The 16,360-nt window shown below is 47.9% G+C and carries 16 protein-coding genes; 5 read left to right on the forward strand and 11 right to left on the reverse strand.

The features are described from left to right. Positions 1–19 precede the first annotated feature (19 nt). The 3 genes from SY83_RS08640 to SY83_RS08650 all read right to left on the reverse strand — a co-directional run bounded on the left by SY83_RS08640 (position 20) and on the right by SY83_RS08650 (position 2,220). Positions 20–463: a DUF6376 family protein gene (locus SY83_RS08640; protein WP_068605878.1), complete on the reverse strand. Its 444-nt coding sequence runs from the start codon at positions 461–463 to the stop codon at positions 20–22. A 69-nt stretch (positions 464–532) separates the two neighbouring features. Continuing rightward, positions 533–1,030: a DinB family protein gene (locus tag SY83_RS08645; protein WP_068605879.1), complete on the reverse strand. Its 498-nt coding sequence runs from the start codon at positions 1,028–1,030 to the stop codon at positions 533–535. 119 nt (positions 1,031–1,149) lie between these two features. Then, positions 1,150–2,220, reverse strand: coding sequence for a glycoside hydrolase family 172 protein (locus SY83_RS08650; RefSeq protein WP_068605880.1), 1,071 nt, complete (start codon positions 2,218–2,220; stop codon positions 1,150–1,152). Positions 2,221–2,611: 391 nt separating this feature from the next. Here SY83_RS08650 and SY83_RS08655 point away from each other — a divergent pair, with 391 nt between their 5' ends. Further along, a complete protein-coding gene (locus tag SY83_RS08655) occupies positions 2,612–3,472 on the forward strand; it encodes an AraC family transcriptional regulator (protein ID WP_197480003.1) in 861 nt (286 codons plus the stop codon). Here SY83_RS08655 and SY83_RS08660 read toward each other — a convergent pair. Beyond that, a complete protein-coding gene (locus SY83_RS08660; RefSeq protein WP_068605881.1) occupies positions 3,454–4,185 on the reverse strand; it encodes a ZIP family metal transporter in 732 nt (243 codons plus the stop codon). The two genes, SY83_RS08655 and SY83_RS08660, sit on opposite strands and share 19 nt — an antisense overlap. An 84-nt stretch (positions 4,186–4,269) precedes the next feature. Between SY83_RS08660 and SY83_RS08665 the strand changes: the two genes are divergently transcribed. Both SY83_RS08665 and SY83_RS08670 read left to right on the forward strand, forming a co-directional pair. Further along, on the forward strand, positions 4,270–5,181 hold the full coding sequence (locus SY83_RS08665; protein WP_068605882.1) for a DMT family transporter: 912 nt from the start codon (positions 4,270–4,272) through the stop codon (positions 5,179–5,181). 10 nt (positions 5,182–5,191) lie between these two features. Beyond that, positions 5,192–5,998 (forward strand): Cof-type HAD-IIB family hydrolase, encoded by an 807-nt coding sequence (locus SY83_RS08670; protein ID WP_068605883.1) that lies wholly within the window; start codon positions 5,192–5,194, stop codon positions 5,996–5,998. Positions 5,999–6,064: 66 nt separating this feature from the next. On the opposite strand, the gene SY83_RS08675 is transcribed toward SY83_RS08670, so the two are convergent. The 4 genes from SY83_RS08675 to SY83_RS08690 all read right to left on the reverse strand — a co-directional run bounded on the left by SY83_RS08675 (position 6,065) and on the right by SY83_RS08690 (position 9,703). Continuing rightward, on the reverse strand, positions 6,065–7,129 hold the full coding sequence (locus SY83_RS08675; RefSeq protein WP_068605884.1) for a sulfate/molybdate ABC transporter ATP-binding protein: 1,065 nt from the start codon (positions 7,127–7,129) through the stop codon (positions 6,065–6,067). A gap of 284 nt (positions 7,130–7,413) precedes the next feature. Beyond that, complete coding sequence (locus SY83_RS08680; RefSeq protein WP_068605885.1) at positions 7,414–8,190, reverse strand: sporulation protein; 777 nt, start codon at positions 8,188–8,190, stop codon at positions 7,414–7,416. Positions 8,191–8,340: 150 nt separating this feature from the next. Next, entirely contained in the window at positions 8,341–8,916 is a 576-nt protein-coding gene (locus tag SY83_RS08685; protein WP_068610997.1) for a TetR/AcrR family transcriptional regulator, read from the reverse strand. A gap of 160 nt (positions 8,917–9,076) precedes the next feature. Beyond that, entirely contained in the window at positions 9,077–9,703 is a 627-nt protein-coding gene (locus SY83_RS08690) for a YigZ family protein (RefSeq protein WP_068605886.1), read from the reverse strand. Positions 9,704–10,236: 533 nt separating this feature from the next. Between SY83_RS08690 and SY83_RS23295 the strand changes: the two genes are divergently transcribed. Beyond that, entirely contained in the window at positions 10,237–10,497 is a 261-nt protein-coding gene (locus SY83_RS23295; RefSeq protein WP_197480004.1) for a hypothetical protein, read from the forward strand. Positions 10,498–10,921: 424 nt separating this feature from the next. On the opposite strand, the gene SY83_RS08695 is transcribed toward SY83_RS23295, so the two are convergent. Further along, the gene (locus tag SY83_RS08695; RefSeq protein ID WP_068605887.1) at positions 10,922–12,277 is read right to left on the reverse strand and encodes a glucose-6-phosphate isomerase; all 1,356 of its coding nucleotides are present in this window, start codon (positions 12,275–12,277) and stop codon (positions 10,922–10,924) included. Positions 12,278–12,466: 189 nt separating this feature from the next. On the opposite strand from SY83_RS08695, the gene SY83_RS08700 reads away from it, so the two are divergent. Next, positions 12,467–13,750 (forward strand): NAD(P)-binding domain-containing protein, encoded by a 1,284-nt coding sequence (locus SY83_RS08700; protein WP_068605888.1) that lies wholly within the window; start codon positions 12,467–12,469, stop codon positions 13,748–13,750. A gap of 43 nt (positions 13,751–13,793) precedes the next feature. Here the strand turns inward: SY83_RS08700 and ppnP are convergent, their stop codons facing one another. Both ppnP and tkt read right to left on the reverse strand, forming a co-directional pair. Beyond that, the gene (ppnP, locus tag SY83_RS08705; protein ID WP_068605889.1) at positions 13,794–14,108 is read right to left on the reverse strand and encodes a pyrimidine/purine nucleoside phosphorylase; all 315 of its coding nucleotides are present in this window, start codon (positions 14,106–14,108) and stop codon (positions 13,794–13,796) included. 67 nt (positions 14,109–14,175) lie between these two features. Further along, the gene (gene tkt / locus SY83_RS08710) at positions 14,176–16,188 is read right to left on the reverse strand and encodes a transketolase (protein WP_068605890.1); all 2,013 of its coding nucleotides are present in this window, start codon (positions 16,186–16,188) and stop codon (positions 14,176–14,178) included. Positions 16,189–16,360 lie beyond the last annotated feature (172 nt).

The raw sequence follows: 16,360 nt of genomic DNA on the forward strand, positions 1-16,360 counted from the left end.
GGCCTATAAGACTACGTCTCTACTGCCCTAAATTCTTGATTCGCTCCAGCAATTGGGTAATATCGCTGACGGCTTGGAACAGCGGAGCTTGCTGCAAGTTGCCCCAGTCTACGGTTGCCCCTTGAATCTGGTCCAGGTATTTATTAATCTCGGCCAGAAGGGTTTCATTGCGGCTCACCAATTGATCATGCAGATCCTGCGCTAAAGCGGGCGCGTCCGTTGCGTTAAACGCCAATGCTTTGTCCTTCATGCTCTCCAGTTCGTTCACTAGAGAGGTCAACGCCTCCGAGTTGTTCACGGCTTGCTCCGCCATCTGCGGAACCCGCTCGGCAAACGCAGTGGCGTCCGAGATGTACGTTGTTGCTTCATTCGCATAGTTAACGGTACTCGTGGCCGACTCCAGTAACGAACACGCGGGAAGTACCAACACCGCCATCAATAAAATTACCAATTTCCATTTCATACTTAGAACCTCCTAAGATCATTTACTTGTTAATACACAAGCGGACCTTGTTAGGTTTCAAAAAAAGAATCAGTCCTGTAGTTGAGTTTCATTAGGTTGAATGAGTCCCTTGCGGATCAGATTAGCGGACACAGGCGGTTTACCCACTTCCCTGGACCACACTGAAAGCTGCCCCACATGATGAATCTCGTGAGCAATGACGTGACGCATCACTTCGCCCCAGGCTAGGATTTCGACCGTTCCGTCCAGTCTGGGAATATCCAACGGGCGTGTTTCCATCTCGGCATTCCATGAATTAACAAAGGGTTCTACATCTTGCTTAAATTCCTTATCCAGATTTCTAACCTTTTCTAACGTATTATAATTTTCAAAGTCCTCCTGGAAATCCGGTTTATCTTGCAGAACGCGAATCCAGCTCCATTCCACGTCCACAATGTGAAACAACGTGTGCAGTATGCCTCCGACACCGCCGACTCGGACGCGTTGCAGCTCTTCCGGGGTGGTTTCTTCACACCACTGATACCATTGTTCTCTCACAATCCAGTTATATTGAAATAAGGTTTTCATCCCGGCCTCCGCTACTCTTATTTTTTTCAATAAGATTGTAACATCTCGGCCCTGTGACTTCACGGTAATTTATGAATATATAGGTAAAAACCCCGCACCGAATGTAGGGTTTAAATACTTTATACCACTTCTAACTCATTCAATCCGGGAAATACGGGATGGGCGGTATGAGGCTCGATTTGATACCAGAACGCGGTTGAGCTGATGTCATCCTGTAAAGGCAGATAACGTCCGTGGCTTCGCCAACCCAGCGCTTGAATCGTTACTTTCAGGTCATCCTCGAAACGGATTGGGTCCAGAATATGCCACCTATACATCCCGAAGCGTTGCTGACTGCGGTACAATCCATCCGGTTTAATCACCTGAGGCATACCCAGGAATGCCGTCGAATAAGTGCCGTATTGCCCTTGAGGAAATTCAAAGTTCCAGGCTCCGCCGAAGTAATCTTCCGTACCCGTGCCGCAAATGGTGGGATACTCCTGATCTCCGTCCATGAAAAACTTGATTTCACCTTCGCCCCACCAATTGTTACTGTTAACTCCCCAGGCCATGTAGGTCCCTACATAATGACCGTGTCCCTTGATGCCGTCTACAATGGTATGCACTTCTTTGTATGGGAGGGGATTGTTTCTTCTCCATTGCGCATGGAAATAGGCGGCGTCTTCAGGAACCTCTGTTAAGGCATAAGTAAATTGATAATAGAGATGGGTAGCATCATCACTTAGATTTTCAATGGTCCATTTAGCCGAGGTTCTAAAGGGCATCTCCCAGTATGAATTAAACCCTCCTGCCGGATTCACGGCGATGGGGAATGAATTGACGTTACAACGTTCCGTCCAGCCGTTACAGAAGAAATCACCGAAAGGCACCTCGATGGAAGGATTCTCTTCACCGTCCCAATAGGCACGAAGCACAAGCTTTCTCCAATGATGATTATGGCTTGTCATCCAGATATGCTGAATAATGCCGGGACCTTCAATCTCCGCAAGGGTAACTGTGCTCTTTCCCATAAGTTCAATGGACGGGGAAAGCTTCCAGCCTAGGCCTAGTTCCCTTGCGCATTGAGCGCCGGTACCTTCCGTCGCCATACCGCCTTTGCCTTTTTCTCCGGTAAAATTCTCCGCGCTGATTGACCTCGTTTTGGCATGACTTACTCGAGTCAGATTGCTCATAAAGGATCCGTTTAACATGGTATAATTCCTCCTATATCTAGTTTTCTTCATCTTTGTTTCTACGCACTAACAGGATGTCGCTGCCCTCCGCTTACTTGATTAAATATATGGCTATTGTAATGCCAAAGTTTTCATAAATATTTAGCAAAAGTTTAGAACAATTTATCATTTATTAAGAATTCATACCTTGAATTACTATATATTCACTACCTTCATTCGCATAAACCTTGTCATTAATAGCGAATCCACTAAACTCAATAAATAAACCGTATACATTTATTTATCATTTATGTACGATATATTCGTCAAATGCTAGACACTCGAGGAGGCGGCCGCTTTGCCCGATGTCCCTTATTCTCCTTATGTTCGAGTTGCCATGGATCATTGGATGCATCCTGGCACTCACATTATGGAACGAATGCTTTGGGATTATGAACTACTGTATTTAAAGCAGGGGGAATTGGAGGTTACCGTAGAACATTCCATTTATCATGGTTTGCCTGGGGATGTGTTTCTCTTTAAGCCGGGACAGCGCCATTCCATTAAAGTTAAAGGCGACGCGATGGTGGATCAGCCTCATATTCATTTTGATTTATTCGAAAAGCATGACAGCGGGGAGGTTACCGTTTCGTTTCAGATGAAAGATGAAATGAATCCATCGGAACATGCGTGGTTTCGGGAAAATGTGCTTTCGGGACCGGATACGATATTGCCAAACTTTTTCAGACTCAGGGAGCCGCTATCCTTAGAACCCATCCTGTTTGACACCATTCGAGAGTTTCAGATGAGGATGCCTCATTACGAAATTCGTCTGAAAGCCTTGGTTCTTGAACTGCTTGCCTTTCTCTTAAGGGAATCCCAGTGGATGCATCGGCAAGATGAGCCTGATCAATTTACATTATTAATGGAAATACAACGGCATATGAATCTGCATGCCAACAGGGATCTGACTTTGGATGAATTATCTCAACAATTTCATTTGAACAAACACTATTTAATCGGTCTTTTTAAGAACGCTTTTCAGATCACACCAATGCAGTATCATCAACAAATGCGGATGGAGCGGGCCAAGAATTTGCTTAAGTATACCCGATTGTCCATGCAGGAAATATCCGATACACTTGGCTACCCGAGCATCCACTCCTTTAGCCGCGCTTTCAAAAACAAAGAGGGCAGCAGCCCGTCTTTCTATCGCACTTCCTTGTTTCAACACCTCAACCCAAGCTTGAATAGGAGTGAACACGCAATCTCTTATCCCCCGAACCAATGAATGAGATAAATCATCACCAACAGCCCCGAGATGAAAGCATAGGTAGCGGCGGTTTCGTGACCGTCCCCGTGGCTCTCGGGAATCAACTCTTTATACACGATATACAGCATAGCTCCTGCGGCAAAAGAAAGACCGTACGGCACCAATCCCTCCACATATTGCGTAAGCTGGAATCCGATAAAGGCGGTTACAATTTCCACGGCACCGGTCAGCGTCGCAATGGCGATGGCGGCAAACCTGGAAATATTCTGGTTTACCAGAAAAAGACCTACCAGGAAGCCCTCAGGCGCATTTTGCAGACCTATGGCGAACGCAATCAAGGCGCCGAGCCCGTCTGTATTATCGGCGTAACTAACCCCGACAGACAGTCCCTCCGGCAAGTTATGCATGGTAATCGCGGTAATGATCAGCAGAGTTTTCTTGTCGATTTTATTGCCCATTTTGCTCTCAAGATCGAAGTGAGGAATGACCCTGCCTATGAGAGTCAACAGAATGACGCCCATGAAGATGCCCAAAGTAACAATCCTTAGATTAGACTCACTAAGCGCTTGGGGAATCAAGCTGAACGTGGATGCAGCCATCATAATGCCTGCCGTTAAGGCTAACAGAATATCTCTGAACCGATGCGTCGCCGAACGCATAAAGAGAACGGGCAGCGCTCCCGCTCCCGTAGCGAGGGCGGATAGTATACTTCCTAACCACATGCTTTCCATAAAAACCTCCCTGAAACTTTAAATGATGATCACTGCGGGTTATAATAAACATAATTTCGTTGTTACGGTTGGAGGCTCCCTGTTTTGAAACGTACATGGCTTGCAGATCTCTCTCTACTCTTAGTCGCTCTTGTCTGGGGAACCACGTTCGTTATCGTTCAGAACGCCATTCAGACTTTGCCCCCGTTCAGCTTTAATGCCATCCGGTTCGCCATGGCCGCGTTGATGCTGTTGGTCATGATGTTGGTGTTCTTCAGAAGCCAACTTACCGCTTTTCGGGTCGGTATGCTGCTGCCCGGGGTTTTTCTGGGATTTATGCTCTTCTGCGGTTACGCGTTTCAAACCGCCGGTTTACTGTACACCACATCGGCCAACACCGGCTTCATTACCGGTTTGTCTGTCGTGCTTGTACCCCTGTTCGCGGTCTTCCTGCTGAAGGAACAACTGCGGATCCCATCCATACTGGGAGCCGCGGCCGCGGCAGGAGGGCTGTACTTTCTAACGCTGGGCGAGACGTTTGCGGTCAACTTCGGCGATGTCCTGGTGCTCTTATGCGCCGTCGCGTTCGCCCTGCATATTGTGTACACGGGCAAATTCGCGCCCTCGTACCCGCCGCTCCTGCTCGCGCTGATGCAGATTGCTACCGTTGCCGTTCTCAGCAGCTTCGGCGCGCTGTTGCTTGAACCGCGCACCGCGCTTTCCACCGAGGTTCTGCTGCAACCCGATGTGATGTGGGCTTTGCTCATCACATCGCTGTTCGCCACAGCCATCGCGTTTGTCGTGCAGACCGCGTGCCAGCGCTTTACGACGCCGGCGCGGGTAGCCATTATCTTCGCGATGGAGCCGGTTTTCGCGGCTCTGACCGCTGTGTTATGGGCTGGAGAACAGCTCGGCCCGAAAGCCTTGTTTGGCTGCTTGTTAATCTTCGGAGGAATGCTGTTATCTGAATTACAACCGAATGTCCGCGCACTTTCCACCAAATCCAAATCGAGATAGGAGTTTAACCATGTCTAATTACAAATTAATCACAATTGATATTGACGATACCCTTTTGAACGATGAATTACAAGTTACGGACGGCACCAAGCAAGCGATGAAGGCCGCGATCGAACAAGGAGTTGTCGTGACACTGGCTACGGGCCGTATGTATGACTCCGCTCAGAAGATTGCCAAACAGATTAACCTCAATGTACCTCTTATTACTTACCAAGGTGCGTTAATTAAGAATCTGCTGGATGAGCAGGTATTGTACGAGCGTTATGTACCCGATGATGCGGCGGCTGAATTGTATGATTATTGTGAAGCTCGAGGGTATCATCTTCAGGTTTACATCAACGATGTTGTGTATGCGAAGGAAGATAACCAGAAGATTAAGGATTACTGCAAATTATCCAATGTTCCTTATCGGATCGAACCGGATTTCCGCAGTTTGCTGGGACAGCCTTTTGCCAAAATGCTCATGATCGACGATCCCGAGGTATTGGACGCTATCGCCTTGGAGCTTCGTCCGTTGATCGGGGATCGGACCCATATTACGAAATCGAAAGCCCATTACTTAGAGTTTATGCACAAAGAAGGCACAAAAGGACATGCCGTTACATTTTTGGCGAATCATTACGGACTTGAGCTCTCCCAGGTCATTGCCTTGGGCGATGCGTGGAATGATCACGAGATGATTGAAGTAGCCGGACTTGGCGTGGCTATGGGCAATGCCATTCAGCCGCTGAAGGAAGTTGCGGATTACATTACTTTATCCAACAATGAAGACGGTGTGAAGCATGTCATCGACAAGTTCATTCTGAATCCCGCATAACACAAGAAAGCGGAACCCTTATCCCAAGGGTTCCGCTTTCTTGTGTTGCCTAAACCTAATCGGCTTCTAGATATGCACAGGCATCGGGTCTTCCTTCAACCGATTCTCCATAATCCAGCTGTCTTCATCGTTGAACAGGTAAGCTCGATGCACGAGCACTTGAACATCCTCGCCCGGCTGAAGCACATCTTTCTCCAAGGAACGGTAGGTGGTCAGGTTGTATGCGCCTACCTCCACTTCCACTTTCCATTCGCTGCCGCGGAAATGAATATGCTTAATCTTTCCTTGCTCCGTTGCGGAGGCTAGCGCGAATTCGGACGGCTTGCCGATTTCAATATATTCAGGCCGGATTAATGCCTTCGTTCCTTCCCAATCGCCCGCATCTTCAAAACCGCGAAGATTCGAGATGTCATCCAGGAATGTGGATTCGCCCACGAAACTTGCTACGAACGGCGTTTGCGGCTGCTTGTAAATCTCCCAAGGGGTGCCCTTCTGCTCCAACTTGCCATGATTAATGATCATGATTTCATCCGCCACTTCAATGGCTTCCTCTTGGTCATGGGTAACGAAGATCGCAGTGATGCCCACACGCTCGATAATGTCTTTCAACCAGGTGCGCAGCTCGGAACGAATCTTGGCGTCAATGGCCGCAAAGGGCTCATCGAGCAGCAACAGCTGCGGTTCCGGAGCCAATGCGCGAGCGAAAGCCACACGCTGACGCTGTCCGCCGGACAGTTGGTTCGGGTAGCGTTGCTCGAAGCCTTTCAACCCTGTCAGCTCCACCAGTTCTTGCACACGAGCCGTAATGTCGGCTTTCTTCTTCTTCTGAACCTTAAGTCCGAAGGCGATATTCTCAGCGACTGTCATATGTTTGAACAACGCGTAGTTCTGGAATACGAAGCCGATTCCGCGCTCTTGCGGAGGCAGATTGTTCACCTGCTTACCGTGAAAGTAGATCTCGCCGGACGTCGGCGTTTCCAAGCCGGCCAACATGCGCAGAATGGAGGTCTTGCCTCCGCCGCTGGGACCCAGAAGACCGATCAAGCGCCCCTTCTCGATCGAGAAACTTACGTCCTTGACGGCGTGAAAATTGCCGAAACTCTTATCTAAACCGCGTACCTCAATGTGCATCACGAACACTCCCGTCCATTCGAATCCGCTGCGCAACATCTGTTCGGCAGCAAGTATTTTCTATATTATTTATAACAATTCCTATTAAGTTACTGGGGATTATATCAATATTCTAACGGAAAGTCTGCTTCCCAGTCAATACCGACTTAGTAATTTATGAGAAAATATAATGGCTGTCGAAAGAAAAATTTATATAACCTATTCCTGTCACTGCTTATGTGTGATTGACTATCCTTTTCTCGCCAAAAAAAATCCGGCGGAGTCCGCCGGTTTCTTGTAATTCATTAATTCGCGTGTAAGCGAATAATTTCTTCAAGTTTTCTGCCTACAGCCGATGTTCCTTGAGCCAATTCCTGGTTGGTGAAGTAAACCTTCTGTTTCCGTTCATCCATATCCATGGCCTCTTCCAGGAAGCTTGCCAAGCCGCGAGCTTTGCGATCCACCTCGATTACGACCTCGACGCCGTTTTCACTTGGAAAAAAAATCAGATCAATCTCATCCAACTTGCCCCGATAAGCACCGCTAGGATAGTACTCGAATTCTTGCACGAAAGGCAAGCGGCCTTGGTAACGACGATTATATTCATTCTTCGCAGCACGAAGCATAAATCCCAAGTCGGTCATGGCTTCCAGCACCGTCTTCACATTCGCTTGGGGCACCACTTCAACATGATCGTTATCCGTAGGATCCACAGCGCTTTGCACATCCAGTCCGGTACGAATCCAGACAGGCGTGCGTCCCAGGGTCAGCGGAGTTTCCAACGGCAGAGTGAATGTGAAAGGAATGTCTCGTTTCTCCTGTGGATTTAAAGTGAATCCCTGCGCCACTTTAAATTTGGCTATTGTAGCCGTTTCCGTTACTTTATGATCATTAGATTCACGAATATACTGCGTCATCAGGTGCAGATAGATGGTGTCGATTTGTTGTTCCACATTGCCGCCCTCTATGTGTACCGTTCCTTCCACTAACGCACCCGGCGTTAGCTGCGATGTAGCCAAGCGAGTATCAACTTTCGCGTTCCCAATTCCAATACTTGCTAGCATACGGTTAAAAAATGACATGTCTCCATCTCCCCTAACCTAATTTTACGGACCTCTTTACTATATAGGATGCACCAGTCTCTTGGCAAAAAAAAATGCCTCTACCACCATACCGTCCAGGTCTGATTGTACAAGCATTTCTCCACTTTACAGCTTTCTCGCATTACAGTGTTAGGACAGACCTCTGCACAGAAATTTCACATGCTCCCGGGCGGTCAGCTCAATCTGATCATATGGGATCGTGCCGTGAACATGATGCGTTACAAATCCGTGCATGGACAGGAATAAATAATATGCATAATTATTGGCCTTATCACATGTACGTCCTGAGGCTTCCCATACCAAAGAAGAGAATCTTTCATACAATAGGCGCTGCTCCGGTTCCGAATATTTCTTAAGGTCGGCATCCGCGATCAAGAACATGATTTCATAATGATTTGGGTACTCCAGTCCAAACCGGATGAACTTCAGCATGATCATCTCAAGCCGGGTCATGCCTTGCTCGGGCGCTTCCGTCAGCACATCCGACAGCAACTTGTTGAGCAGGATATAGTCTTGAGCTACAAGCGCGCAGAACAGCTCCGCCTTGTCCTTGAAGTGATAATAAAGAGACCCGTGACTGTATCCCAGCTCCTGCCCGATACAGCGCATTGATACTTCCCTGTAGCCTTTGGTGGCGAATAAATTACGCGCCACTTCCATGATGCGAAACCTGCTTAGTTCCTGATCCACTGCCTTTCTGGCCAATCCCAATCACTCGCTTTCTCCCGCCGATTTCGTCCGATTGTCGTTCCGTCGTCTGGTATAAGTTCGTTCATGATGAGGTCAGAATACAACCTTTATATTTGTTACAATATATCATAAATCGCTTTTTGGGGCGATAGTTTTTTCGTATAATTATTAATTATTATGTATAAAAATATTTTATAGCTCCCTTCGTCAGCGCGCCTTGTCCTTGTGTCAAATCGGTCATCCACGCACAGAAAGCATCCGTATCCTCGGCGAGCGGCAGACATGAAATCATGACCTTATCGGTGAACTCTGTTTCCCCTGTTCGGACGCCGCGATTCCTCAGCTCATTCTCCAATTTACCCAGCCACGTGTATTCCACTTCTACCCTTACCTCCTGATGCAATACCATCTCAATCGGCCCCGCGGCTTCAATTGCGGCCACAGCTCCGTCGGTATAGGCGCGTACCAGCCCTCCGGCTCCCAGCATAATACCGCCAAAGTACCTTGTGACCACAATGACGGTATTCTTCAATCCCTGATGCTTCATAACTTCAAGGATCGGCTTGCCTGCGGTTCCGTTTGGTTCGCCATCGTCGGAGGCCTTCTGAAACTGATCCCGTTCGCCGATTAGATAGGCCGAGCAGTTGTGGGTTGCATTCCAATGCTTCTTCTTGATCTCCTCAATGAATTGGAGCGCGTCTTCCTCGGTCTCAACCGGTTTAGCTTGTCCGATGAAACGGGATTTCTTAATGATGATTTCTTGTTCTCCTTGTTGTAACACAGTTTTGTATTGGTGCAGCATGACAATTCTCCTTTACTTTGCGAATAAAATTTGTTGCTTGATGATTGTTTCTTGATGAGTATCGCTTGATAAAGCGTGCTTATTTCAATGCCAAGTATTGAATGGTATTTCAGCGCGGATGCTGGGTTATCCCGAAGAATCAGGTGTAAATTATCTTAAAATTTTTTTGAAAAATTCACTTGAAACCAAACTATTTTATTGGTATTATATAACATACACAGAACATTAGTTCGTATTTTGAAAGCAGGGGTGAGGATTGTGTCCATCAGTGAAGTGACTTTCGATCAATTTAAGCGTAAGTATCATAATGCAGCTTCATGCCTGCCAATCCTGATCACTACCAAGTGGCGCAACGGGTACCGTTGCCCCAGGTGCAATTGCTGTATTGCCACTATCATAACAACGCGCCGATTGCCTCTGTATGAATGCCGGAATTGCAAGTACCAAGCTTCCCTTCTCGTAGGGACTATTATGCAAGGAAGCCGTACTTTACTTCATAAATGGTTTCAAGCTTTATTTCTTATAGCTAACCCTTGGCTTCCATTAATGCGGTTCAACTAGCAACCATCATTCAAGTCACTTATAAGACGGCTTGGTTAATCCTTCACAAGCTTCGCCACGCGATTCAACAAGGAGATGCGGGAAAGCTGCTTACAGGACTTGTCGAAGTAATCTCTGCTGAATACAATCCTTGTAATTTCCATATTAAAGGCTTTAAGACGATCCGGAACGAGCAGCCATTTGTTGGGGAGCTTCTCTTAACTTCTATGGTGAGGTTTCATATGTCAAGTTAAAGCATGTTTTTATACCGAAAAATCATCCTAACAAAGAGCTTAGTTATTGGGATAAATTCTCTATTTCCTTCATTTCATACTTCTATAGTTCCTTCTCAACAAGCTACTTCAAGTCCTTCATGTCATAATTTTCTAATTCTTTTTTTTCCTAAACAATCTCTGGTTGTTTGTTCCCCAGTTTCATGCATACATAATTTCCTTGTTTATATTTAATCTTTATTACCTTTCTTAAAAGCATACTCCAGTTCTTACTCTCAAAAAACTGAGGGATGGGGATAACCCAGCATTCTGATATGAGCAGGAACAATCCACCCCACGAGAAGTCCAACGCTAAAATCGACCAATATTATACATTTTTTATATATGAAAAAGCAGCCCACCCTCTGGTAGACTGCCTCCTCCTATGCTATATCAGACCGGTATATTATTGATTCAGTCTGGACTCCAGCTCCGCTTTCTCTTTCTCAAAGCCCGGTTTGCCCAGCAAGGCGAACATATTCTTCTTATAAGCTTCAACTCCCGGTTGGTCAAACGGATTCACGCCCATCAGATAACAGCTGATTCCGCATGCTTTCTCGAAGAAGTATACCATGTACCCGAAGGAGTACGGGGAGAAATCAGGTAATGTCACGATCAGGTTCGGCACGCCGCCGTCCGTATGCGCGAGCATCGTTCCCTGGAAAGCTTTTTTGTTGACAAAATCCATTGTTTCGCCGCTCAGGAAGTTCAGGCCGTCCAGATTCTCGGAATCAGTCCCGATCTGTATCTGCTCGTTGACCTTATCAATCTGGATTACCGTTTCGAACAGGTTACGCGTACCTTCCTGGATGAATTGACCCATGGAATGCAGATCTGCGGAGAAATCAACCGAAGCAGGATAGATCCCTTTGCCGTCCTTGCCTTCACTCTCACCGAAGAGTTGCTTCCACCATTCCGATACATAATGCATCGATGGCTCGTAATTTACAAGGATTTCAATCGCTTTGCCTTTGCGATACAACGCGTTTCGTACCGCAGCATATTGGTAAGCCTGGTTTTCCGCAAGATTCGGGTTCGCGTACTCTTTCTCCGCGTCCGCCGCGCCCTTCATCATCGATTCGACGTCGATACCCGCTGTTGCAATCGGCAGAAGGCCTACCGCCGTTAGCACCGAGTATCTGCCGCCCACATCATCCGGAATCACGAACGTTTCGTAGCCTTCCGCATCCGCCAAAGTCTTCAACGCGCCTTTAGCCTTGTCCGTAGTGGCATAGATCCTTTTACGCGCTTCTTCTTTACCGTATTTCTTCTCGAGCAATTCACGAAAAATACGGAATGCGATCGCCGGTTCCGTGGTCGTTCCGGATTTGGAAATGACATTCACCGAGAAATCCTTGCCTTCAATTGCTTGAAGAAGATGTGTAATATAAGTCGAGGAAATATTGTTTCCCGCAAAATAAATCTCCGGCGTCTTGCGCTGCTCTTTAGTCAATACGTTATAGAACGAGTGAGACAGCATTTCCAACGCAGCCCGCGCGCCCAGATAAGAGCCTCCGATACCCACTACGATTAACACATCGGAATCGCCTTGAATTTTCTTGGCCGAAGCTTGGATACGTCCGAATTCTTCCTTATCGTAAGCCGAAGGCAGGTTAACCCACCCTAGGTAGTCACTGCCTGCGCCTGTTCCGTTATGTAATTGATCATGAGCCGCTTTCACTTGGTCGGTAAGGTAATCCACCTCGTGTTGTCCAATGAAAGACAAAGCCTTGCTATAGTCGAATTGAATTGTTGATGACATGTAATCATTACCTCCTGTTATCTTTAATTCGCCTTTGAGGCGCCGATTCTCCGATAGCTCGGACAAATTCACATAGCCATATACTACTTCAAAACAGGCATGAACACAAGTGAACACATTCACAATCTGATCCTGGGAACATTCCCAATTTCACTGACAAAATGGTACAATAGTCTGGGGTGATGGCACTTGAAAACAATCGGTTTTATCGGGTTAGGCACCATGGGTAAACCTATGGCAGCCAATCTTATCAAAAAGGGATATGCGGTCATAGTCTATAACCGCACCATGGACAAAGCGGCGGAGTTAGTCGAGTTAGGCGCTGAAACGGCGGCAAACCCGTCTGAAATCGCCAAGCTGTCCGATGTCATCATCACAATGGTTAGCAACGATGCATCGTTGGAGCAGGTCATTTTCGGGCCGGAAGGGATCATTCACGGCATCCGAAGCGGAACTGCCGTAATTGATTGCAGTACGGTATCCCCAACGCTAAGCCGGCGCATCGCGTCCGAACTCGGGGAACATTTCGTCGGATTTCTAGACGCTCCCGTAACGGGCAGTAAACCTGCCGCCATTGACGGGACCCTTCTATTCATGGTCGGCGGCGATAACGCAGTTTTGGATGCCCAGCAGGATGTCTTCGGAACTCTTGGTTCCCGGATCATTCATATGGGACCTTCCGGCTCCGGTTCTTATGCCAAGCTAGCTCATAACACTATTGTAGGCATCAACAACGCCGCATTTGCAGAAGGCATGATGTTGGCTGCACAAGCCGGGTTAGATCCTGAGAAATTTCTGCAGGTTGTGCGTCTGGGCTCCGCGGGAAGTAAAGCGGCTGAGCTTAAAGGCAACAAAATCATTGAACGTGATTTCAGCACACAATTCTCACTTGCCTTGATGTTGAAAGATTTGAAGTTGGCCGCGAGTCTAACGAATGAGTTGCGTATGCCGTCTCCCTTGTTGGATTCAGCCAAGAACTTGTTCCAGATGGCGGACAGCAAGGGCTACAGCGAAGATGATCTTTGTTCGGTAGTACGTGTCTATGAAGAATGGACCAATAACGAGATTCAAACGATCCAGACGGCCACAAATCCGACGACGCAAGATGCCGAAACGGCTGCGGAACTTGCACCCGAACGACGTCGCAGCTCAAGGCTGCAGTTGAATATCCAGCTTCAGATCTCAGTATACCAGTGGGAACAGGAAGGGGCATTTAAAGGTCAGACGATCGAAGGCACCCTTGTGGATCTCTCCAATTCAGGTTTACAAATTCTATCTTCCTTCCCGCTTGCGGAAGATATGTTCATTGTTATTCATTTTCCTAAAGAAGCCGATTTACCGCCTGTTACGGGCAAAATCATTCGCGCCGACCATCAAGAGGATCAATTCCGGTACGGCTGTATGCTCACAGGCTTGCCGCCGCATACCCGCCTTAAACTGGAGTATTATATTGAACGACAACTTAGCTTGTAATAAAACAAATGGCGTTTCGACCAAGGTCGAAACGCCATTCCTTTTACACTACATAAGAACAACAGTAATCCGTCACGGTAAGCACGTTCAATTTAAAAGACGTCTTGGCCGGAACGATGAACTCTCCTGAACCGTTAAAGGTGATCCACTCGCTATCGCCGGCAAGCAATACCTTCAGCTCCCCGCCCAGGATTTCCATAATCTCCTGCACATCCGCACCGAATTCATATTCGCCCGGCATCATCACACCCAGCGTTTTCTTGGATCCGTCCGCGAATAGAACCGTGCGGCTGGTTACTTTCCCGTCAAAATACACATTCGCTTTCTTGACAACCGTTACATTCTCAAATTGTGACAACTTGTCCCACCCTCTCCATGATCGGTAAGCCGTTCTTTTGTTAACAGAACGCAATAGGTTCTCAGGTCTACAGCAATTCCTTCACTTTAGCTACAACATTCTCAACCGTAAAGCCGTATTCCTTAATGACACGATCGCCCGGAGCCGAAGCGCCGAACGTCTCGATCCCCAAGACACTGCCCCCGTCGCCTACAAAACGGTCCCAACCGAACGGATGCGCCATTTCAACCGCCAAGCGCGCTTTCACATCCGGGAGAATAATGGAATCTTTATATTCTTTGGATTGCTTATCGAACAAATCCATACTTGGCATGGAGATGACGCGAACCTGGATGCCTTGCTCAGCCAGCGCGGCTTGAGCTGCCACCGCCAATTGAACCTCGGAACCTGTTGCGATAATTTGCGCTTGCGGCTTGCCTGCTTTGGCATCACTAACAACGTAGGCGCCTTTCGCCAGGTTCGCATAGTCCGAAGTGCCTTCCAGGATCGGCAGGTTCTGACGGGTAAGCACCAATGCCACCGGATTTTCTTTGTTGGCCACAGCGTATTGCCATGCCGCGGAAGTTTCGTTCGCATCCGCCGGACGCAGCACTGTCAAGCCCGGAATGATCCGGATGGATGCCAATTGTTCAATTGGCTCATGGGTCGGACCGTCTTCGCCGACGGCGATGCTGTCATGCGTCAGCACATAAATAACAGGCAGCTTCATAATGGAAGCCAGACGTACCGCCGGACGGAGGTAATCCGTAAAGACGAAGAACGTTCCGCCGTAAACTTTAAGACCGCCGTGGAGCATGATGCCGTTCATGGCTGCCGCCATTCCAAACTCGCGAACGCCGAAGTAAATATTACGACCCGCATAATTTTGGGCAGTAAAGACCGGCAAGCCTTTCATGTTCGTCATTGTAGAGCTTTCCAAATCTGCAGATCCGCCTACAAGCGCCGGGTAGTTCTTAGCGATCCCGTTCAACGCGTTACCGGAAGCCACACGTGTGGAAACCGGCTTGTCTTCCGTCGTGTAGCGGGGAAGCTCGGCATCCCAGCCCTCCGGCAACTCTCCGTTGACTGCCGCTTGGAATTGCGCGCCAAGCTCAGGATTAGCCGATGTATATTCTTGAACCAAAGCGGTCCATTGTTCGTATGCGTTGATTCCTTTGGATTTTAACTCGGCAAAGTGGCCTTTAACCTCTTCGGGAATAAAGAACGGCTCTTCGGAAGTCCAGCCGTAAAATTCCTTCGTCAGTTTCGTTTCTTCCACACCCAGCGGAGATCCGTGAGGTCCCGCGTGTCCGCCTTTGCCGCCTTTGTTCGGAGAGCCGTAACCTATGACGGTCTTTACTTCAATCAGAGTTGGCTTACCGGATTCAGCCCTCGCGTCGGCAATGGCCTTATTAAGAGCGTCAAGATCGTTGCCGTCTTCTACGCGGAGAACATGCCAACCGTAAGCTTCAAAGCGTTGAGCGACATTCTCGGAGAATGAAAGATTCAGCTCACCGTCAAGAGAGATGTCGTTGGAGTCATAAAGAACGACCAGCTTACCCAGTTTCAGGTGTCCGGCCAAGGATGCCGCTTCCGAGGATATCCCTTCCATCAAATCGCCGTCGCCGCAAATGGAATACGTAAAGTGATCAATAACGGAATGCTTGTCCGTATTATATACAGCGGACAATTGCGCTTCCGCCATCGCCATACCTACGGCCATTGCAATTCCTTGTCCCAAAGGACCTGTAGTGGCGTCCACACCTGCCGTATGATGCCATTCCGGGTGACCCGGTGTCAGACTACCCCATTGGCGGAAGTTCTTAAGTTCTTCCAATGGCAGGTCATAACCGGAAAGGTGAAGCAAACTGTAAAGCAACATGGAGCCGTGTCCCGCAGACAGTACGAAGCGGTCGCGGTTAATCCATAGCGGTTGATCCGGATTGTGTTTCATGAAGTTGGAATACAGTTCATACGCCATAGGAGCGGAACCCATCGGCATACCCGGATGTCCGGATTTGGCTTTCTCAATAGCGTCAATCGACAAGGTACGGATCGTATCGATAGATAGTTGTCCGATCGATTTGTTGGTAGCGGTCATTCTTCATTTCCTCCCAGAGATCCTAATTTTTCGCAGAAAACCTATACTCAGGCTTCCCCAATCGAGATACTTGCATTATTGTACCACTCTGTCATTAGCTTTTCCACATTACACCGCTAAAATGAGACCGAAAAATACATTTTTCGCCATCTGTGCACACAGGGTGCACAAT

This window comes from Paenibacillus swuensis (genome assembly GCF_001644605.1).
Classification (GTDB): domain Bacteria; phylum Bacillota; class Bacilli; order Paenibacillales; family DY6; genus Paenibacillus_N; species Paenibacillus_N swuensis.